The 18,913-nt window shown below is 71.4% G+C and carries 20 protein-coding genes; 18 read left to right on the forward strand and 2 right to left on the reverse strand.

What is annotated here, in order from left to right; all coding sequences use genetic code 11:
* Window positions 1–55: 55 nt before the first annotated feature.
* The 6 genes from ACWGUG_RS13370 (at window position 56) to ACWGUG_RS13395 (ending at window position 5,513) form a co-directional block, all read left to right on the forward strand.
* Entirely contained in the window at window positions 56–1,150 is a 1,095-nt protein-coding gene (locus ACWGUG_RS13370) for a histidinol-phosphate transaminase (protein ID WP_336399017.1), read from the forward strand.
* Complete coding sequence (hisB, locus tag ACWGUG_RS13375) at window positions 1,147–1,755, forward strand: imidazoleglycerol-phosphate dehydratase HisB (RefSeq protein WP_452324956.1); 609 nt, start codon at window positions 1,147–1,149, stop codon at window positions 1,753–1,755. The genes ACWGUG_RS13370 and hisB overlap by 4 nt, the downstream gene beginning before the upstream one ends.
* Window positions 1,752–2,423, forward strand: a complete 672-nt coding sequence (hisH, locus tag ACWGUG_RS13380) for an imidazole glycerol phosphate synthase subunit HisH (RefSeq protein WP_452324957.1) — start codon at window positions 1,752–1,754, stop codon at window positions 2,421–2,423. The genes hisB and hisH overlap by 4 nt, the downstream gene beginning before the upstream one ends.
* Before the next feature lie 52 nt (window positions 2,424–2,475).
* Window positions 2,476–3,222: a bifunctional 1-(5-phosphoribosyl)-5-((5-phosphoribosylamino)methylideneamino)imidazole-4-carboxamide isomerase/phosphoribosylanthranilate isomerase PriA gene (priA, locus tag ACWGUG_RS13385; protein ID WP_336399014.1), complete on the forward strand. Its 747-nt coding sequence runs from the start codon at window positions 2,476–2,478 to the stop codon at window positions 3,220–3,222.
* On the forward strand, window positions 3,206–4,018 hold the full coding sequence (locus ACWGUG_RS13390; RefSeq protein ID WP_452324958.1) for an SseB family protein: 813 nt from the start codon (window positions 3,206–3,208) through the stop codon (window positions 4,016–4,018). The genes priA and ACWGUG_RS13390 overlap by 17 nt, the downstream gene beginning before the upstream one ends.
* A 100-nt stretch (window positions 4,019–4,118) precedes the next feature.
* Window positions 4,119–5,513 carry a pyridoxal phosphate-dependent decarboxylase family protein gene (locus ACWGUG_RS13395; protein ID WP_452324959.1) on the forward strand — a complete coding sequence of 465 codons (1,395 nt, stop codon included), beginning with the start codon at window positions 4,119–4,121 and terminating at the stop codon, window positions 5,511–5,513.
* A gap of 27 nt (window positions 5,514–5,540) precedes the next feature.
* Here the strand turns inward: ACWGUG_RS13395 and ACWGUG_RS13400 are convergent, their stop codons facing one another.
* Window positions 5,541–5,957, reverse strand: coding sequence for a DUF1844 domain-containing protein (locus tag ACWGUG_RS13400; RefSeq protein ID WP_194398005.1), 417 nt, complete (start codon window positions 5,955–5,957; stop codon window positions 5,541–5,543).
* 288 nt (window positions 5,958–6,245) lie between these two features.
* Between ACWGUG_RS13400 and infC the strand changes: the two genes are divergently transcribed.
* From infC to pheT, 10 genes are all read left to right on the forward strand, one after another.
* Window positions 6,246–6,899 carry a translation initiation factor IF-3 gene (gene infC, locus ACWGUG_RS13405; protein ID WP_452324978.1) on the forward strand — a complete coding sequence of 218 codons (654 nt, stop codon included), beginning with the start codon at window positions 6,246–6,248 and terminating at the stop codon, window positions 6,897–6,899.
* A gap of 70 nt (window positions 6,900–6,969) precedes the next feature.
* Window positions 6,970–7,164, forward strand: coding sequence for a 50S ribosomal protein L35 (rpmI, locus tag ACWGUG_RS13410; protein ID WP_159844935.1), 195 nt, complete (start codon window positions 6,970–6,972; stop codon window positions 7,162–7,164).
* A gap of 32 nt (window positions 7,165–7,196) precedes the next feature.
* The gene (gene rplT / locus ACWGUG_RS13415) at window positions 7,197–7,580 is read left to right on the forward strand and encodes a 50S ribosomal protein L20 (RefSeq protein ID WP_192636104.1); all 384 of its coding nucleotides are present in this window, start codon (window positions 7,197–7,199) and stop codon (window positions 7,578–7,580) included.
* Between the two features lie 115 nt (window positions 7,581–7,695).
* Complete coding sequence (locus tag ACWGUG_RS13420) at window positions 7,696–8,496, forward strand: TrmH family RNA methyltransferase (RefSeq protein ID WP_378884871.1); 801 nt, start codon at window positions 7,696–7,698, stop codon at window positions 8,494–8,496.
* 90 nt (window positions 8,497–8,586) lie between these two features.
* Window positions 8,587–9,384, forward strand: a complete 798-nt coding sequence (locus tag ACWGUG_RS13425) for an amino acid ABC transporter ATP-binding protein (RefSeq protein ID WP_336399010.1) — start codon at window positions 8,587–8,589, stop codon at window positions 9,382–9,384.
* 76 nt (window positions 9,385–9,460) lie between these two features.
* A complete protein-coding gene (locus ACWGUG_RS13430; RefSeq protein WP_452324960.1) occupies window positions 9,461–10,333 on the forward strand; it encodes a glutamate ABC transporter substrate-binding protein in 873 nt (290 codons plus the stop codon).
* 81 nt (window positions 10,334–10,414) lie between these two features.
* On the forward strand, window positions 10,415–11,062 hold the full coding sequence (locus ACWGUG_RS13435; protein WP_336399008.1) for an amino acid ABC transporter permease: 648 nt from the start codon (window positions 10,415–10,417) through the stop codon (window positions 11,060–11,062).
* Window positions 11,059–12,009, forward strand: a complete 951-nt coding sequence (locus tag ACWGUG_RS13440) for an amino acid ABC transporter permease (protein ID WP_378884874.1) — start codon at window positions 11,059–11,061, stop codon at window positions 12,007–12,009. Before ACWGUG_RS13435 ends, ACWGUG_RS13440 begins: the two co-directional genes overlap by 4 nt.
* A 95-nt stretch (window positions 12,010–12,104) precedes the next feature.
* Window positions 12,105–13,145, forward strand: coding sequence for a phenylalanine--tRNA ligase subunit alpha (gene pheS / locus ACWGUG_RS13445; RefSeq protein WP_336399006.1), 1,041 nt, complete (start codon window positions 12,105–12,107; stop codon window positions 13,143–13,145).
* Entirely contained in the window at window positions 13,145–15,682 is a 2,538-nt protein-coding gene (gene pheT, locus ACWGUG_RS13450) for a phenylalanine--tRNA ligase subunit beta (protein WP_336399005.1), read from the forward strand. The genes pheS and pheT overlap by 1 nt, the downstream gene beginning before the upstream one ends.
* 25 nt (window positions 15,683–15,707) lie before the next feature.
* On the opposite strand, the gene pdxR is transcribed toward pheT, so the two are convergent.
* The gene (pdxR, locus tag ACWGUG_RS13455; protein ID WP_452324961.1) at window positions 15,708–17,132 is read right to left on the reverse strand and encodes a MocR-like pyridoxine biosynthesis transcription factor PdxR; all 1,425 of its coding nucleotides are present in this window, start codon (window positions 17,130–17,132) and stop codon (window positions 15,708–15,710) included.
* A gap of 82 nt (window positions 17,133–17,214) precedes the next feature.
* Between pdxR and ACWGUG_RS13460 the strand changes: the two genes are divergently transcribed.
* Together ACWGUG_RS13460 and ACWGUG_RS13465 are read left to right on the forward strand one after the other, a co-directional pair.
* Entirely contained in the window at window positions 17,215–17,805 is a 591-nt protein-coding gene (locus ACWGUG_RS13460; protein WP_452324962.1) for a dihydrofolate reductase family protein, read from the forward strand.
* Between the two features lie 22 nt (window positions 17,806–17,827).
* On the forward strand, window positions 17,828–18,808 hold the full coding sequence (locus ACWGUG_RS13465) for an NAD-dependent epimerase/dehydratase family protein (RefSeq protein ID WP_452324963.1): 981 nt from the start codon (window positions 17,828–17,830) through the stop codon (window positions 18,806–18,808).
* The last annotated feature ends 105 nt before the right edge of the window (window positions 18,809–18,913 follow it).

Raw genomic sequence — 18,913 nt, forward strand, 5'->3', positions numbered from 1 at the left:
CCGAACCCGCGCCGCCGACGTCATCCGAGGCGGGAGCGTGTCGCGCGGCTCTACCATGGGAGGGGTGAGTGCACGTCTCGAAGACCTCCCTTTACGCGCCGATCTCCGCGGGCAGACGCCCTACGGCGCTCCGCAGGCACCGCTTCCCGTCGCCCTGAACGTCAACGAGAACACGCATCCGGTTCCGCAGGAGGTCGCGGACGACATCCTCGACTCCATCGCCCTCGCCCTGCGCGATGTGAACCGGTATCCCGACCGCGAGTTCACCGCCCTGCGCGAGGGCTTCGCCGACTACCTCGGACACGGGCTCACCCGCGAGCAGATCTGGGCCGCGAACGGGTCCAACGAAGTGCTCCAGCACATCCTCCAGGCCTTCGCCGGACCCGGCCGTACGGCGTTCGGCTTCGGGCCCACCTACTCCATGTACCCGCTCCTGACGCGGGGGACCGGGGCGGATTGGATCGCCGGGACGCGGTCCTCCGACTACTCGATCGAGGCTGCGGACGCGGCCGCGCAGGTCGCCCACGTGTCGCCGGCTGTCGTCTTCCTGTGCTCGCCGAACAACCCCACGGGCACGCCCCTGGGCCTCGACGTCGTCGAGGCGGTCTACGACGCGACCGACGGCATCGTCATCGTGGACGAGGCGTACTTCGAGTTCGCGCCCCACGACGAGCGCTCGGCGCTGACGCTGCTGCCCGGTCGCGAGCGGCTCGTGGTGTCGCGCACGATGAGCAAGGCGTTCGCCTTCGCGGGTGCCCGCGTGGGGTATCTCGCGGCCGACCCGGCGCTGATCGACGCGCTCCGGCTGGTGCGGCTCCCGTACCACCTCAGCGCCTTGACGCAGGCGGCGGCCACGGCGGCCCTGCGTCACGCCCCGACGATGCTGCGCATGGTGGATGAGATCGTGGGGCAGCGCGACCGCATCTCGGCGACCGTCGAGGCCCTCGGCTACACGCCGCACGAGTCGTGGACGAACTTCGTGCTGTTCGGCGGGGTGCCCGATCCGGGCGCGACCTGGAGCGCGCTGTACGACGAGGGCGTGCTCATCCGCGATGTCGGCATCCCGAATCACCTCCGCGTCACCGCCGGGACCGAGGAGGAGACGACCGCGTTCCTGGACGCACTGGCCTCGGTAGGATCGACGTCATGAGCGCCGCATCCCGCACCGCCTCGCTGCGGCGGGCCACGAGCGAGTCCACGGTCGAGCTCGAGCTCGATCTCGACGGCACCGGCCGCAGCCGCATCGACACCACGGTGCCCTTCTTCGACCACATGCTGACCGCGTTCGCGAAGCACTCGCTCACCGATCTCACCGTCCGCGCCTCCGGCGACACCGACATCGACGCGCACCACACGGTGGAGGACATCTCGATCGTGCTCGGACAGGCGATCCGCGAGGCGCTGGGCGACAAGTCCGGCATCTCGCGCTACGGCGACGCGCTGGTCCCGCTCGACGAGGCGCTCGCGCAGGCGGTCGTCGACATCAGCGGCCGCCCCTACCTCGTGCACACCGGTGAGCCGACCGGTTTCGAGCACCACCTCATCGGCGGCCACTTCACCGGCTCGCTCGTGCGCCACACGTTCGAGGCGATCTCGTACAACGCCGCGCTGACCGTGCACGTGCGCGTGCTGTCCGGCCGTGATCCGCACCACATCGCGGAGGCCGAGTACAAGGCGTTCGCGCGGGCGTTCCGGCAGGCCAAGGCGCTGGACCCCCTCGTCGAGGGCGTCCCGAGCACGAAGGGCGCGCTATGAGCGCAGCGGCGTCCGCCGACCGCGAGAGGCCGCTCGTCGCCGTCCTGGACTACGGGTCGGGCAACGTGCACTCGGCGGTCAAGGCGCTCGTCGCGGCCGGCGCCGACGCCCGGCTCACCTCCGACCGCGGCCTCGTGATGGACGCCGACGGGCTCTTCGTCCCGGGCGTCGGGGCATTCCGCGCCGTCGCGGAGGCGCTGCGCGCCAGCCGCGGCGACGAGCTCATCGAGCGCCGCCTCGCGGGCGGGCGTCCGGTCATCGGCGTCTGCGTCGGCATGCAGATCTTCTTCGAGCGCGGCGTGGAGCGCGGCATCGACACCGAGGGCATGGGCCAGTGGCCGGGCGTTGTGACCGAGCTCGACGCGCCGGTGCTTCCGCACATGGGCTGGAACACCGTGAAGCCCGGCGAGGGCTCCCGGCTGTTCCGAGGGATCGAGCAGGAGCGGTTCTACTTCGTCCACTCGTTCGGTGCGCAGAAGTGGCTGCTCGATGTGCAGCCGCCGTTCCCCGAGCCGGTGCTGACCTGGTGCGAGTACGGCACGCCGTTCCTCGCCGCCGTCGAGAACGGACCCCTCTCGGCGACGCAGTTCCACCCCGAGAAGTCGGGGGAGGCCGGCATCCGCCTGCTCTCGAATTGGATCGAGGGGCTCGGCGGGGATAACCTCTGAGACCGTGCCAACTCCGGGAGCGTCTGCTCCCGACATTCCCGCACGAGGAGCCATGAACGATTTCGCGTCCACACCCGAGCTCGTCCTTCTGCCCGCCGTCGACGTCGCCGACGGCAAGGCCGTCCGTCTGACCCAGGGCGAGGCAGGCACCGAGACGAGCTACGGCGATCCGGTCGACGCCGCGCTCGACTTCGCCCGCCAGGGCGCCCAATGGATCCACCTGGTCGACCTCGACGCCGCATTCGGCCGCGGAAGCAACGCCGGCGTGCTGCGCAAGGTCATCAAGCAGGCCCGCGGCGTGCAGGTCGAGCTGTCGGGCGGGATCCGCGACGACCGGACGCTCGAGGCCGCCCTCGAGAGCGGCGCCGCCCGCATCAACCTCGGAACCGCCGCACTGGAGAATCCCGAGTGGGCGGCGGACGTCATCGGCCGGTACGGCGACGTCATCGCCGTCGGACTCGACGTGCGCGGGACTACGCTGGCGGCGCGCGGCTGGACGCGCGACGGCGGCGACCTGTGGACGGTCCTCGATCGCCTCGAGGCGGCCGGCTGCAGCCGCTACGTCGTCACCGACGTCACGAAGGATGGCACGCTCAAGGGCCCGAACCTCGACCTGCTGCGCGAGCTCACCTCGCGCACGCCGAAGCCGATCGTCGCCTCGGGTGGCGTGTCGAGCCTCGACGACATCGTTGCCCTCCGCGAGCTCGTGCCGCTGGGCGTCGAGGGCGCGATCGTGGGCAAGGCGCTGTACGCCGGTGCCTTCACGCTCGCCGAGGCGCTGGATGTCGCCGGACACTGACCCGCCGTCCGGCGGTGCGCCCCACGGCCACGGCCACCACGGCGACCCCGCCGCCGACTCGGCGGGCGTCCCGTGGGAGGGACGCGCCTTCCACTCCAACCCGCACGCCTCCGACGACGGATCCGCCGATCCGGCGCTTCTGGCCGCGCTGACGGCGTTCCGCGCCGGCACCGGCACGCAGGCGCAGGTCGTCGACGCGTACCGTCGCGCGCGGCTGCTCATCCCGCTCATCGCGGAGAAGGGCGACCACGGCGTCGGCGCGCACGGCCTCGAGGTCGACAAGACCCAGGAGCTGTCGATCGTCACGGTCGCGGCGCCAGACGGTCGCCGGGTGCTCCCGGTGTTCACGTCGGTGGACACCATGAGGCGGTGGGATGCCTCCGCCCGGCCGGTCCCGGTCGAGGGCGTCCGCACGGCTCTGGCCGCCGCCGCCGACGACACCGACCTCATCGTGATCGACCCGGCGTCGGAGACCGAGTTCGTCATCCGGCGCCCCGCGGTCTGGGCGATCGGCCAGGGACAGCCGTGGGAGCCCAGCTTCCTGTCGCCCGAGGTCGTCGCGGGACTGCACGCCAGCATCGGCGGCGAGCTCTCGGTCATCGACCTCGTCGTCGACGCGGGCGACCCGGACGCCCGGCTGCGCGGCCCCGAGCTCATCGTCAAGCTCCAGCTCATGGACGGCCTCGAGAAGCCCGAGCTCGACGCCGTGCTCGCGCGCCTGGCCAAGCGCTGGGCGGCCGACGACCGGATCGCGGTGCTCGTCGACTCGCTGACGGTCAAGCTCGTCCGCTCCTGAGCGCCGGCCCGTCGCGCCGGCGCCCCGCCGGGCGCGGAGTGCGCGGTGCCCTTGCGAGCCCGGAGTGCTCGGTGGAGGATCGGCACGGCAAGGGGGTCGCATGGACGACGCGTCGACGACGGAGCAGTACCGGCGGGCGCTCGAGGCCGCGCACCGCGAAGCGCTGCGCTGGCTGGATTCGCTGCCGGATCGGCCCATCCGTCCCGAGGCCGACGCGGACGCCATCCTCGCCCGCCTGGTGCGGACGCTGCCCGAGACGGGAGCGTCGCCGACGGCGGTCGTGCAGGAGCTGGCGGAGGCCGCCGAACCCGGTCTGATCGCACTCGGGTCCCCGCGATTCTTCGGGCTGGTGATCGGGGGGACGTACCCGGCCGCACTGGCTGCGGATTGGCTCGCCTCGGCGTGGGACCAGAACAACGGCGCGCGTCAGCTGACGCCCGCGACCGCCGCCGTCGAGGAGGTCGCCGCGGCCTGGCTGCTCGAGCTCCTCGGTCTTCCGGCCGGCAGCGGCGTCGGATTCGTCACCGGTGGCACCATGGCGAACTTCGCGTGCCTCGTCGCGGCACGCGACGAGGTGGTGCGCCGGGCCGGCGGCGATCCCGCCGCGGGCCTCCAGCGCGCTCCCGAGGTCCGGTTCCTCGCCGGCGGCGCCGTCCACACATCGATGGTGCTGGCCGGGCGCCTCGCAGGCCTGGGCGCGCCACGGACGGTCGGCGCGGACGACCAGGGACGCATCGACGTCGCCGGCCTGGAGCGTGCTCTCGCCGAGGCGACCGGCCCCGCCGTGGTCGCACTCCAGGCGGGAGACGTGCATTCCGGCGACTTCGACGACTTCGTGGGGGCTGTCGAGGTCGCCCATCGTGCCGGGGCCTGGGTGCACGTGGACGGGGCGTTCGGGCTCTGGGCGGCGGTGAGCCCCCGACTGCAGCACCTCGTTCGCGGGATGGCCGATGCGGACTCCTGGGCGACCGACGCCCACAAGACTCTCAACGTGCCCTATGACTGCGGCGTCGCGATCGTCGCCGACGAGGCGGCCATGACGGCTGCCCTCGGCGCGCACGCGCCGTACCTGCCGGCCGTGACGGGCGTCTCCGACCCGTACGACCGCGTGCCCGAGTTCTCCCGCCGCGCCCGCGGAGTCTCGGTGTGGGCGGCGCTGCGCGCCCTCGGCCGACGGGGAGTGGTGGGGCTGGTGGACGGACTGGCGGATGCCGCGGCCGCCCTGGCCGATGGCTTCCGCACCGTCGCGGGTCTCGAGGTGCTCAACGACGTCGTCTTCACGCAGGTCTGCCTCGCGGCGGGCGACGACGCGCAGACGGCAGCGCTGGGAGAGTGGCTGCGCGCGGAGGGGACCGCCTGGGCCTCGTCGTCCACGTGGCGAGGGCGCACCGTCCTGCGCTTCGCGGTCAGCAACCACGGCACCGACGCGGACGCCGTGCGCCGCACCGTCGACGCCGTGCGCAGGGGCGCCGCGGCTCTCGGCATCGGGGGGTGACCCCGGGTGGGGCCGCTCCGGGCCGGGTCAGGTGACCGGGCCGGTCCACTTCTCGCCGGGACCCTTGCCGATCGGGTCCGGGATCACGGATGCCTCGCGGAAGGCCAGCTGCACCGAGCGCAGGCCGTCGCGGAGCGACCGGGCGTGCATGTCGCTGATCTCGGGGGCGCCCGCGGTGATGAGCCCGGCGAGTGCGTTGATGAGCTTGCGGGCTTCGTCGAGGTCGGTCTGGGTGGCGGGGTCGTCGGCGAGCCCGACCTTGACGGCGGCGGCGCTCATCAGGTGCACGGCAGCGGTGGTGATGACCTCGACGGCCGGCACGTCGGCGATGTCGCGGGTGGCCGCGGAGGCTGCCCGCTCCTGCTCCTCCCACCGCGCCTGGCGCTCGGCGTCCACCGCCGCCGCGTTCGCCGATGGGTCGTCCTGGTCTCGAATCGTGTCCACGCCGTTCTCTCTGATAGACTGCTGCGGTCTCCGGTGCGTTCTGCATCGGATCGGAAAGTGGATCACATCCCACCCGCGCTTGCCGTTCCAGGCTACCGGGTCACGCACTCCGCCCCGACCGTCCTGCGGCCGGGGTAGCCGCGGCGGATACGGCGCGGAAGGCTCCGTCACCGGGGCAGGGTGCAGAAGTCGGCGCTGAAGCGTCCTGACGGGTGGAGTGGCTCTCGTTCCGCCCGCGGCACGGCAGTGTGTCGCGGAGGTCCAACCCTCTTACCCAAGGAGTTCCGCATCAGCGATCCCCGCACCAACGACCGCATCCGGGTGCCCGAGGTACGCCTCGTCGGCCCGAACGGAGAGCAGGTCGGCGTCGTCCGCATCGAGGTGGCGCTGCGCCTGGCTCAGGAGGCCGACCTCGATCTCGTCGAGGTGGCCCCCAACTCGAAGCCGCCCGTGGTCAAGATCATGGACTACGGCAAGTTCAAGTACGAGGCCGCGCAGAAGGCCAAGGAAGCGCGTCGCAATCAGGCGAACACCGTCCTCAAGGAGGTCCGGTTCCGTCTGAAGATCGAGGCTCACGACTACATCACCAAGCTCAAACGCGCCGAGGGCTTCCTCCAGTCCGGCGACAAGGTCAAGGCGATGATCCTGTTCCGTGGTCGCGAGCAGTCGCGTCCCGAGCAGGGTGTGCGTCTGCTCCGCAAGTTCGCGGAGGACGTCGCGGAGTTCGGCACTGTCGAATCGAACCCCACGATCGACGGCCGCAACATGGTGATGGTCATCGCGCCGCACAAGAACAAGTCCGAGGTGAAGACCGAGCAGAACGCCCAGCGTGCTGCCAACAAGGAGGCCGCCCGGTCCGCCCGCAACGGCGGTGCACCGGACTCCGACGCCGCGGACGCGGAGTCGCCGGCCCCCCAGGCCGAGGCGACCACCGCCGAATAGGCCCCACGAACTCCCGCACCGCGGGATACCGACTCCCGCCTGGGCGGGAAGTGAAACGAAGGAAGAAGAGATGCCGAAGCAGAAGACCCACTCGGGCGCCAAGAAGCGCTTCAAGGTCACGGGCAGCGGGAAGCTCATGAAGCAGCAGGCGAACCTTCGCCACAACTTCGAGGGCAAGCCCACGCGCCGCACCCGCCGCCTGTCGCAGGAGCAGGTGCTCGCCCCGGGCGACGCCAAGGTCGCGAAGAAGCTCCTCGGCCGCTGACGCGCGCCGACGCAAGTTAGGAACATCAAGAAATGGCTAGAGTCAAGCGGGCCGTCAACGCCCACAAGAAGCGTCGCGTCATCCTCGAGCGCGCCTCCGGTTACCGGGGCCAGCGGTCGCGCCTGTACCGCAAGGCGAAGGAGCAGGTCACCCACTCGCTCGTCTACGCGTACCGCGACCGTCGCAAGCGCAAGGGCGACTTCCGCCGTCTGTGGATCCAGCGCATCAACGCCGCTGCCCGCCAGAACGGCATCACGTACAACCGCTTCATCCAGGGCCTCGGCCTCGCGGGTGTGCAGGTCGACCGTCGCATGCTCGCCGAGCTCGCGGTGAACGAGCCCAAGACCTTCGCGTCGCTCGTCCAGACCGCCAAGGGCGCGCTGCCCGAGAACGTCAACGCTCCCAAGAGCGCCTGACCGACGGCATCCGTCTGACGAAAGGAGCGTCCTCCTCACGGAGGGCGCTCCTTCCGCGTGCCCGGACGGCTCCGTGCGTACCGGGGAGCGCAGACCGCGACCCTAGACTGATGCCGTGCTCGAGAACCCCCGCTCGCCGCGCGTCCGCGCCGTCGCGAAGCTGACCAAGAGGAGCGCCCGCCAGGAGACCGGGCTGTTCCTGCTCGAAGGACCGCAGGCCGCGCGGGAGGCGCTGGCGTATCGACCGGACACCCTCGTCGAGATCTTCGCCACCCCCACCGCCTTCGAGAAGCACGCCGATGTGCGCGACGCTGCCGAAGCGGCCGGGCTCGAGGTCGTGTACACCACCGAGGCGGTGCTCGACGCGATGGCCGACACCGTGACGCCGCAGGGGATCGTCGCGGTCGCACGGCAGTCGCCGACGTCGGTCAGGGAGGTCTTCGCGGCCTCGCCCCGCCTCGTCGCCATCTGCGAGGAGGTGCGCGACCCGGGCAATCTCGGCACCATCATCCGCGCGGCCGACGCCGCCGGCGCGGACGCGGTCGTGCTGACCGGGCGCACCGTCGACCCGTACAACCCCAAGGTGGTGCGCGCCACGACCGGCTCCCTCTTCCACGTCCCCGTCGCGGTCGGGGTCGATCTGGCGTCCGCCGTCGAGAAGGCCCGCGCCGCGGGCGTGCGCGTGATCGCCGCGGACGTCGGCGGCGGAGACTTCCTCGCCTCCCGCGACCTGCTCGCCGAGCCCACCGCGTGGCTCTTCGGCAACGAGGCCAGGGGACTGGACGAGGAGGCGCTCGCCCTCGCCGACCTCTCGCTGCGCCTGCCGATCTTCGGTGCGGCGGAATCGCTGAACCTCGCCACCGCCGCGAGCGTGTGCCTCTACGAGACCGCTTTCGCGCAGCGCGCGGCGCGCTGACGCCCCGCCGGATTCCGGTGCTGTTACGGAACGGTAAAGGCACGGCGTACCTCTGGCCGAGTGTCGCCGCGCACCCCTAGGGTGAAGGGCATGGCGACACCTGACGCACCGGCAGCGGCGCCGCGCACTTCGAACATCAACGTCCGTCGCGGCGAGCCGCTCGTGGTCATCGACCACGTCGACAAGCACTTCGGCGAGCTGCACGTCCTGAAAGACATCAACACGGTAGTCAACCGCGGTGAGGTCGTGGTCGTGATCGGTCCTTCGGGGTCGGGCAAGTCGACGCTGTGCCGCGCGATCAACCGCCTCGAGACGATCGACTCGGGCAGGATCACCATCGACGGCGTGCCCCTCCCCGAAGAGGGCAAGGGGCTGGCGAAGCTGCGCGCCGACGTGGGCATGGTCTTCCAGTCCTTCAACCTCTTCGCGCACAAGACGGTCCTCGAGAACGTGACGCTCGGTCCGATCCGCGTCCGCGGCATGAAGAAGAAGGACGCCGACGAGAAGGCCATGCAGCTTCTCGACCGCGTGGGCGTGGCCAACCAGGCCAAGAAGATGCCCAACCAGCTCTCGGGCGGTCAGCAGCAGCGCGTGGCCATCGCGCGCTCCCTCGCGATGAATCCCAAGCTGATCCTCATGGACGAGCCGACGAGCGCGCTCGACCCCGAGATGATCAACGAGGTCCTCGATGTCATGGTGGGTCTCGCGCAGGAGGGGATGACGATGATCGTGGTCACCCACGAGATGGGCTTCGCCCGCAAGGCCGCCGACCGCGTGCTCTTCATGGACGGCGGCGTGATCGTCGAGGAGGCGACGCCCGACCAGTTCTTCACCAACCCGCAGAGCGAGAGGGCCAAGGACTTCCTGTCCAAGATCCTCGAGCACTGATTCCGCTCGGCCGCGTGCCGCGGTCGGGAACCCAGAGGATCGTCACGAACGGTCCCGCACAGCAAAGGACGAAGACATGAAGCGAATGCGACTTCCGCTGATCGCGCTGGCAGCCGCCGGCGCGCTCGCACTGTCGGCGTGCGCCTCCGGCGGAACGCCGGCCGGCGAAGACACCGCGGCCCCCGAGCCCGAAGAGGTCACCTTCGAAGAGGGCACCACGATGGCCGAGCTCAACGAGGCGGGCGCGATCACGATCGGCACCAAGTTCGACCAGCCGCTGTTCGGTCTCATGGGACCCTCGGGCGTGCCGGAGGGCTTCGACGTCGAGATCGGGAAGATCATCGCCTCCGAGCTCGGCATCGCCGAGGAGGACATCGAGTGGAAGGAGGCCGTGTCGGCCAACCGTGAGCCGTTCATCCAGAACGGCGAGGTCGACATCGTCATCGCCACCTACACGATCAACGACAAGCGCAAGGAGGTCGTCTCCTTCGCCGGTCCGTACTACATGGCGGGTCAGTCGATCCTGGTGCTCGCCGACAACGAGGACATCGAGAGCGAAGACGACCTCGTCGGCCAGCCGGTGTGCTCGGTGACCGGCTCCACCCCGGCGGCCAAGCTCGCCGAGATCGGCGCCGAGCCGGTGCTGACCGACACCTACTCGAACTGCCTCGAGCCGCTGCGCAACGGGCAGGTCGTCGCGGTGTCGACCGACAACGTGATCCTCGCCGGTCTCGCCGCCCAGAACGAGGGCGAGTTCAAGGTCGTCGGAGAGCCCTTCACCGAGGAGCCGTACGGCATCGGCCTCGAGCTGGAGGACACCGAGTTCCGCATGTGGATCAACGACGTGCTGGAAGAGGCGTACGAGGACGGCCGCTACGAGGAGGCGTGGAACTCGACCGCCGGGACGGTCCTGCCGTTCGTCGAGCCGCCGACCCCCGACCGCTACTGATCGACGACGGATGCCTCGGGCCGGCCGCACGCGTCGGCACGGGGCATCCGCCTCCGCCATCCCGTTCCCGAAAAGAGGCGCATGGAGCAGCTCTGGTCGCTGATGCCGACCTTCCTCGAAGGCTTCCGCGTGACGCTGATCCTGCTCGCGGTGTCGGGCGTGTTCGCGCTCGTGCTCGGCACGCTCATCGCCGCGATGCGGATCTCGCCGGTTGCCGCGCTGCGCGTCTTCGCGGCGTTCTGGACCGAGATCGCGCGCAACACACCGCTGACGCTCGTCTTCATCTTCACGGCGTTCGTGCTGCCCATGCTGGGCGCGCGCATGCCGTACCTGATCCTCGCCTTCATCGCCCTCACGTACTACACCTCGCCGTTCGTCGCCGAGGCGCTGCGGTCCGGGATCAACGGCGTCCCGGTGGGGCAGGCCGAGGCCGCCCGCAGCATCGGCCTCGGGTTCGGTCAGACGGTGTCCCTGGTCGTGCTGCCGCAGGCGTTCCGCATGACGATCCCGCCCCTCATCAACGTCTTCATCGCCCTCACCAAGAACACGTCGGTCGCCGGCGGGTTCTTCGTGGTGGAGCTGTTCGCGACGACGCGACAGCTGGCCAACGACAACGGGAACATCGTGATCCAGATCCTCCTGACGGCGGCGGTGCTGTACCTCGTGGTGACGGTCCCGCTCGGCTTCGCCGCCGGGCAGCTCGAGAAGCGGTGGGTGGTGCGGCGATGAGCGGCTCGAGCGTCCTCTTCGATGCGCCCGGACCGCGGGCGCGCAGGCTGTCGCTGATCCTGTCCATCGTCGCGGCGGTGCTGATCATCGCCGGCGCGACGTGGGTCATCATGACGCTGGCCGCGCCGCGGACCTCAGGCGGCATCACGCTGCCGGGCATGTTCGACCCCAGCCGCTGGGACATCTTCCTCGACCCCGAGGTGTGGGCATCGATCGGCCGCGGCGTGGTGGCGACCCTCCAGGCGGCCGCCGTCGCGGCGGTCGGAGCGATCGCGCTCGGCATCGTGCTGTCGCTGCTGCGCAGCTCGCTGATCCCGTGGGTGCGCATCCCGACGGCGTGGGTGATCGAGTTCTTCCGCGGGATGCCCGTCCTGCTGATGATGCTGTTCATCCTGCTGGTGGCGTCGACCGGCGCCTTCTGGGCCGTCGTGATCGCGCTGATCCTCTACAACGGCACGCTCATCGGCGAGATCCTCCGCGCGGGCCTCGCCGCCCTGCCCAAGGGGCAGCGCGAGGCCGCACTGAGCGTGGGCATGCGCGAGTTCCAGTCCAAGATGCTGGTGGAGTTCCCGCAGGCGTTCCGGCAGATGCTGCCGATCATCGTCGCCCAGCTGGTCGTCCTGCTGAAGGACACCTCGCTCGGCTACATCGTCGGCTACAACGAGATCATCCGGAACAACATCAACAACCTGGGCAGCTTCTACGGCAACCGGTACCTCTTCTCGCTGTTCGTCGTGACCCTGGCGATCTACCTCGTGATCAACCTCGCGCTGTCGTGGTTCGCCCGATGGCTCGCCCGCCGCACCGCGAGCGGTGGGACCCGCCGTGGCAAGGCGGTCGATCCGCTGAACCCGGCGGCCGTGCTCGAGGCTGAGGCGCGCGCCGATGAGGCGGAGCGGACGGCCGCAGGCAAGGGGCTGGGCCGGAACGACGGCACTGCCGTCTGAGGGCGAGCGGACAGGCGCCGGCACGGACTGCGGTTGCGAACCGGCAGCGCTGACGCGCGCAGGGGGACGATCCACCGTCGGTAGACTCGTCTCTCGTGTCTGACGTTCCCGAGATTTCGCCTGAGGCGGTGAACGCCGCCGTCGATGAGGCTCTCGCCGCCATCTCCGCCGCGGCCGACACCGCCGCGCTGAAGGCCGCACGATCCGCGCACTCCGCAGAGGGCTCGCCGCTGGCGAAGCTCAACGCGCGGCTGCGGGACGTGCCGAACGACAAGAAGGCCGAGTTCGGCAAGCTCGTCGGTCAGGCCCGCGGCCGGGTGAACCAGGCGCTCGCCGCGCGCGAGCAGGAGCTCGCCGCCGCCGAGACCGCCGCGCGACTCGAGGCCGAGCGCGTCGACATCACGGCGCTGCCGTCGCGGGCGCGCGTCGGGGCGCGGCATCCGATCTCGCTGCTGCAGGAGGAGATCGCCGACATCTTCGTGGGCATGGGCTGGGAGATCGCGGAGGGGCCCGAGCTCGAGCACGAGTGGTTCAACTTCGACGCGCTCAACTTCGACGTCGACCACCCCGCGCGCCAGATGCAGGACACGTTCTTCGTCGACCCCGTCGAGCGTCACCTCGTGATGCGCACGCACACCAGCCCCGTCCAGGTGCGCTCCATGCTCGAGCGCGATCTGCCGCTGTACGCGCTGTGCCCCGGCCGCGTGTACCGCACCGACGAGTTCGACGCGACGCACCTGCCCGTCTTCACCCAGTTCGAGGGCATCGTCGTCGACAAGGGCATCACCATGGCGCACCTCAAGGGCACCCTCGACCACGCCGCCCGCGTGCTGTTCGGGCCCGAGGCGAAGACGCGCTTCCGTGCCAACTACTTCCCGTTCACAGAGCCGTCGGCCGAGCTCGACCTGTGGCACCCGACCTTCAAGGGCGGCGCCCGATGGATCGAGTGGGGCGGCTGCGGGATGATCAACCCGAACGTGCTGCGCGCGGCGGGGATCGACCCCGAGGAGTACTCGGGCTTCGCGTTCGGCATGGGGATCGAGCGGACGCTCATGTTCCGCAGCGACGTCCAGGACATGCGCGACATGGCCGAGGGCGATGTCCGCTTCAGCGAGCAGTTCGGAATGGTGGTCTGATGCGCGTCCCGCTTTCGTGGCTGCGTGAGTTCGTCGACGTCCCGGCGGATGCCTCGCCCGAGGACGTCCTCGCGGCGCTCGTGCGCGTCGGGTTCGAAGAGGAGGACATCCACCGCTTCGAGCTGCAGGGGCCGATCGTCGTCGGCGAGGTGCTCGACTTCGTCGAGGAGCCGCAGTCCAACGGCAAGACCATCCGCTGGTGCCAGGTCCGGGTCGCGCCCGACGGCGAGACCGCGGCCGACGGCGGCGACGCCGTCCACGGCGTCGTGTGCGGTGCCCGCAACTTCTTCGCCGGCGACAAGGTCGTGGTGACGCTCCCCGGAGCCGTGCTGCCAGGCCCGTTCCCGATCGCCGCGCGCAAGACGTACGGCCATGTCTCGGACGGCATGATCGCCTCCGCGCGTGAGCTCGGCCTCGGTGAGGAGCACAGCGGCATCCTCCGTCTGGTCGAGCTCGGGATCGACGCGCCGGTCGGCACCGACGCGATCTCGCTGCTCGGACTGGACGACGTCGCCGTCGACATCAACGTGACGCCCGACCGCGGCTACGCGCTGTCGATTCGCGGCGTGGCGCGCGAGTACTCGCACTCGACCGGCGCGGCGTTCCGCGACCCGGCCGAGCGCCCGTGGGACGAGCTGGCCCCCGGGTCCGGCTTCCCGATCGCCGTCGACGACACCGCACCGATCCGTGGACGCGCCGGGGCCTCCGAGTTCGTCGCCCGCGTGGTCCGCGACGTCGATCCCACCAAGCCGACGCCCGCGTGGATGATCGCACGCCTGTCGCTGGCGGGGATCCGCTCGCTCGGCATCCTCATCGACATCACCAACTACGTCATGCTCGAGCTCGGGCAGCCGATCCACGGCTACGACCTCGACAAGCTGCAGGGCGGCATCACCGTGCGCCGGGCGCAGCCGGGGGAGAAGCTCGAGACGCTCGACGGCAAGGTGCGCACGCTCGATCCCGAGGACCTCCTCATCACCGACGAGTCCGGGCCGATCGGCCTCGCCGGCGTCATGGGCGGCGGGGCGACGGAGATGAGCGACACGACGCGCAACGTGCTCATCGAGGCCGCGATCTTCGACACCGTGTCGATCGCGCGCACGGCGCGCCGCCACAAGCTGCCCAGCGAGGCCTCGCGCCGCTTCGAGCGCGGCGTCGACCCGCTCGTGCCGTTCGTCGCCGCCCGCCGCGTGGCCGAGCTGATGGTGGAGTACGCCGGCGGCACGAGCGACGAGGAGCACGGCGGAGCCCTGTTCGCCGAGGTGTCCGTGCCCGCCATCGAGCTTCCGCCGCTGTTCGTCCAGCACCTCATCGGCGTCGACTACACCGACGGCCAGATCGAGGCCGCGCTGCGGCTCATCGGCTGCGAGGTCGTGCCCAACGAGGACGACGCCGCTGGGTGGCAGGTCATCCCGCCGTCGTGGCGCCCCGATCTCAGCGACAAGTGGACGCTCGCGGAGGAGGTCGCCCGCATCGAGGGGTACGACCGCATCCCCTCGGTGCTGCCGCTGCCGCCCTCGGGCCGCGGTCTCACGAGCGCCCAGCAGGGCCGTCGCCGCGTCGCCAACGCGCTGGCCGCCGCCGGCTTCACCGAGACGCCGTCGTTCGGCTTCACCACCGAGGAGCAGAACGACCTCCACGGCTCGCCGTCGGGGGCGCACCTCCCGAGCGTCAAGCTCGCCAACCCGCTCGACGGCCAGGCGCCGTTCCTGCGGCGTTCGCTGATCCCGGGCCTGCTGCAGGTCGCGCACCGCAACGTCTCGCGCGGTCTCACCGACCTCGCGCTCTTCGAGACGGGCGCCGTCTTCCTCCCGCAGCCGGGGGTGCAGTACGGCACGACGCACGTCCCCCCGCTCGCGGTGCGACCGGATGCCGCGACCCTGGCCGAGCTCGACGCGTCGATCCCGCCGCAGCACCGCCATGTCGCCGTGCTGCTGACGGGCAGCGTCGTGCCCAAGCAGCCCGGGATCGCCGCGGTCGCGGCCGAGCTCGCGGACGCGCTGGACGCCGTCCGCACGATCGCCGCCGCGGCGGGCGTCGCCATCGACGTCGCGCAGGCGGAGCGCGCAGCGCTGCACCCCGGGCGCACCGGCGTCCTTTCGGTCGCCGGCACCGAGGTGGGCTACGTCGGCGAGCTGCTGCCGGCGGTGGCGGAGGCATCCGATCTCTCCGGTCGTGTGATCGTCGCCGAGCTCGACCTCGACCTCGTGCTGTCGCTGGCGGGGGAGAAGGTCGTCGCGGCGTCGCTGTCGGGCTTCCCCGCGGCGACGCAGGACGTCTCGCTCCTCGTCGGCGCCGACGTGCCGGCCGCCGACGTACGCTCGGCGCTCACCGAGGGCGCGGGGGAGCTGCTGGAGTCGCTGCGCCTCATCGACGACTACCGGGGCCAGGGCGTGCCCGAGGGTGAGAAGAGCCTCACGTTCTCGCTGCGCTTCCGTGCCCCCGATCGAACGCTGACGGCCGCCGAGGCGACGGAGGCGAAGCTCGCCGGCGTCGCGCTGGCGACCGAGCGGTTCGGCGCGACCCTGCGGGAATAGCCACTGCGGCCGTCGCTGATGGCTCTCACCGTTCCCGGCTGAGGACACCTCCGCCCGCCGCGGCGATCACGGACGCGAGGCGCTGAATCGCCTCGACGACGGCCTCGTCGTCGATGTCGCCGAATCCCAGGACGAGGGCCGGCGGGAGGTCGCGTCGGTGACGGGTGAATGCCGCGAGGCCGGTGACGCGGAGGGAGGCGTCCGCGGCAGCGGCGACGACCTCGTCTTCCGGGACGCCAGGCGGAAGCCGCAGCACACCGTGGAATCCGGCCACCAGACCCGTCATCGTCAGCCCGGGAGAGACCCCGGCGAGCGTCTGGAGGACGATGGCGCGGCGCGCAGCGTACACGCCACGCATGGTTCGCACGTGCTTGTCATGGCGGCCCGACTCCAGCAGTGCCGCGAACGCGAGCTGGTCGATCACCGGGCCGCCGCGGTCTGCCGCGATCCTTCGCGCGGCGAGATCGTCGACCAGCTCGCCGGGCACCGCCATCCACGCGATCCTCACGCCGGGCGCATGGGCCTTGCTCGCCGACCCGACGAGGACGACGCGGTCGGGCGCGAGGCCTTGGAGAGCGCCGAGAGGCTGTCGGTCGTAGCGGAATTCCGAGTCGTAGTCGTCCTCGATGATCCAGGCGGCGCTGCGCGTGGCCCACTCCACGAGCTCCAGGCGCCGCGACGCCGACAGCACGACGCCGGTGGGGGACTGGTGCGCCGGTGTGACGAGCACCGCGTGAGCGCCCGACTCGTGGAGCAGTTCGGTGCGGAGGCCGTGCGCGTCCAACGGGAGCGGCGCGAGCTCGATCCCGGCGGCGCGGACCGCGTCGTCGACGGCCCGATCGCCCGGATCCTCCACCGCCAGCACCCGGACCCCGCGCGCGGCGAGCACCGGCAGCAGGAGGGCGAGACCCTGCGCGAACCCCTGGCAGAGGACGACGTGGTCGGCGTCGGTCGCCGCCGCGCGGACGCGTCGCAGGTGGCCGGCCACCGCCTCGCGCGCCGTCGGGTGGCCGCGGCCGTCGCCGTAGTCGAGGTCGTGCGACCCCGCGCTGCGCACCGCGCGCGCGTACGCCCACGCCCAGTCGCCGGCCGGGAACCGGCGGAGATCGGGGACCCCTGGCCGCAGATCCGCACCGCGCGGAGCCGCCGCGGGCCGCGGCTGCGCCCTGCCGCGCGGTGGTACGGCACGCGAGGAGACACGGGTGCGACCGCCCGCACGCGCGACGAGATAGCCCTCGGCGCCGAGCTGTTCGTAGACGTGCACGACGGTGCCCCGGGCGACGCCCAGCTCTGCCGCCAGCTCACGCGTGGCGGGCAGCGCATCACCGTCGCCGAGCACGTCTTGCCGGATCGCGTCGCGCAGTGCCGCCTGCAGCCGCTCGCCGGGCCGGGGGCCGGCCGGGAGAGCCAGGACCAGCGCGAGGTCCGAAGTGGTCCAATCCTGTGCCATGCGACTGGACCATACCAGTGGGCCACTCGCGTCCTACGCTCAGAACGCCGGGGAATCCGGCGACGTCCGGAAGGAGCGGCTGATGGGTTCGACTGTCCTCTACGTCACGGTCTCCGTCGACGGGTACGCGGCCGCACCACGCGACGACCTCTCACGGTTGCATCGCTGGCTCGACGACGCCGGACCCCAGGGCGGGGATGACATCGCGCGGGAGCTGGTCGAACGATTCCGCCGGGCGGGCGCCATCATCTTCGGCCGACGCACCTGGGACGCCGGCCAGGAACCATGGGGCGACGATGACGTCTTCTCGAGCCCGGTCTTCGTGGTGACTCACGAAGCTCGAGCACCCGAAGCCAGGAACGGCACGCTCTTCACCTACGTCTCGGGAGAGCCGTCGAGCATCCTCGAGCAGGCGACCGCCGTCGCCGGCGACGCCGAGGTGGTGATCATGGGAAGCCCGCACACGGCGCAGCAGTTCCTCCGCGCAGGCCTCGTGGACGCGCTGCTCCTGCACATCGTGCCGGTGCTGGTGGGTGGCGGGATCCCCCTGTTCGCCGACCTGCCGGCATCCCGTGAGCTGGAGCTTCTCTCCTGGCGTCGCGCGCGCGACGTGTTCGCCGTGGAGTATGCGGTACTCCCCGCCGGTGAGCGACGGGCCCTGGCCACCTCGTGAGCGCGTCTGGTTGGGTGTACCCATGACCGACGTGCTGGTGCTGGGTGGGACGGGTTGGCTGAGCGGGCGCATCGCCGAGCGATGGGCCGATGCCGGGGCGTCGGTGACGTGCCTGGCCCGCGGCGGACGACCTGCTCCCTACGGCACGACGCTCGCCGTCGGTGACCGGGGTGAGGCCGGCGCGTACGCCGAGCTCGCGCGCCGGGAGTGGGACGAGATCGTCGACGTCTCGTCGAACCCCGTGCACGTCTCGGCGGCGCTGGAGGCGCTCGGCGCGCACGCCGGGCACTGGACGTACATCTCGACCGTGTCCGTCTACGCCTCGAGCGACGACCCCGGCCAGGACGAGAGCGCTGAGCTGCTGACACCCGCCGGTGCGGGGGAGGAGCCGGACTACGGGCGCGCGAAGGCCGAGGCCGAGGCATCCGTCCGCTCCGCGCTCGGCTTCCGCGCGGCGGTGGTCCGGCCCGGGCTGATCGTGGGGCCCGGCGATCCGACCGATCGCTTCGGGTACTGGGTGGGCCGGCTGGCGCTCGCCGGCGACGGCGAGGTCCTGGTTCCCGACACCGAGGGCCGGGGCGCGCAGGTGATCGACGTCGACGACCTCGCCGGCTTCGTGCAGGCGATCGGGCGGGAGCGATGGACGGGCGTCGCCAACGCCGTCGGCGACCCCGTCGACCTCGACCGGCTGCTGTCGGAGGCGCGCGAGGTCGCCGGGCACACCGGGACCCTCGTCCCCGCGGGCGATCCATGGCTCGAGGAGCACGGCGTGGCGTACTGGATGGGGCCGCGGTCGCTGCCGCTGTGGCTTCCGGCGGGGATGGCGGGCTTCTGGACCCGCTCCAACAGCGCCTACCGGCTGCTGGGCGGACGCCTGCGCCCGCTGCGCGAGACGCTGGAGCGCGCCCTCGCGGACGAGCGGGAACGCGGTCTCGAGCGCGAGCGGCGGGCCGGCCTCTCGCGCGACGACGAGATCGCGCTGCTGCACGATCTGCAGACCTGATCGGCGGATGCCGCGGATCGCCGATTTGGCACGAGCTCGCGGCAGCGGCTATCGTCGCCCCATGCCTTCGGCCGCCCAGGGACTCTCGACGCCGCTTTCGAGCGT

Source organism: Microbacterium sp. NPDC055455 (assembly GCF_053619935.1).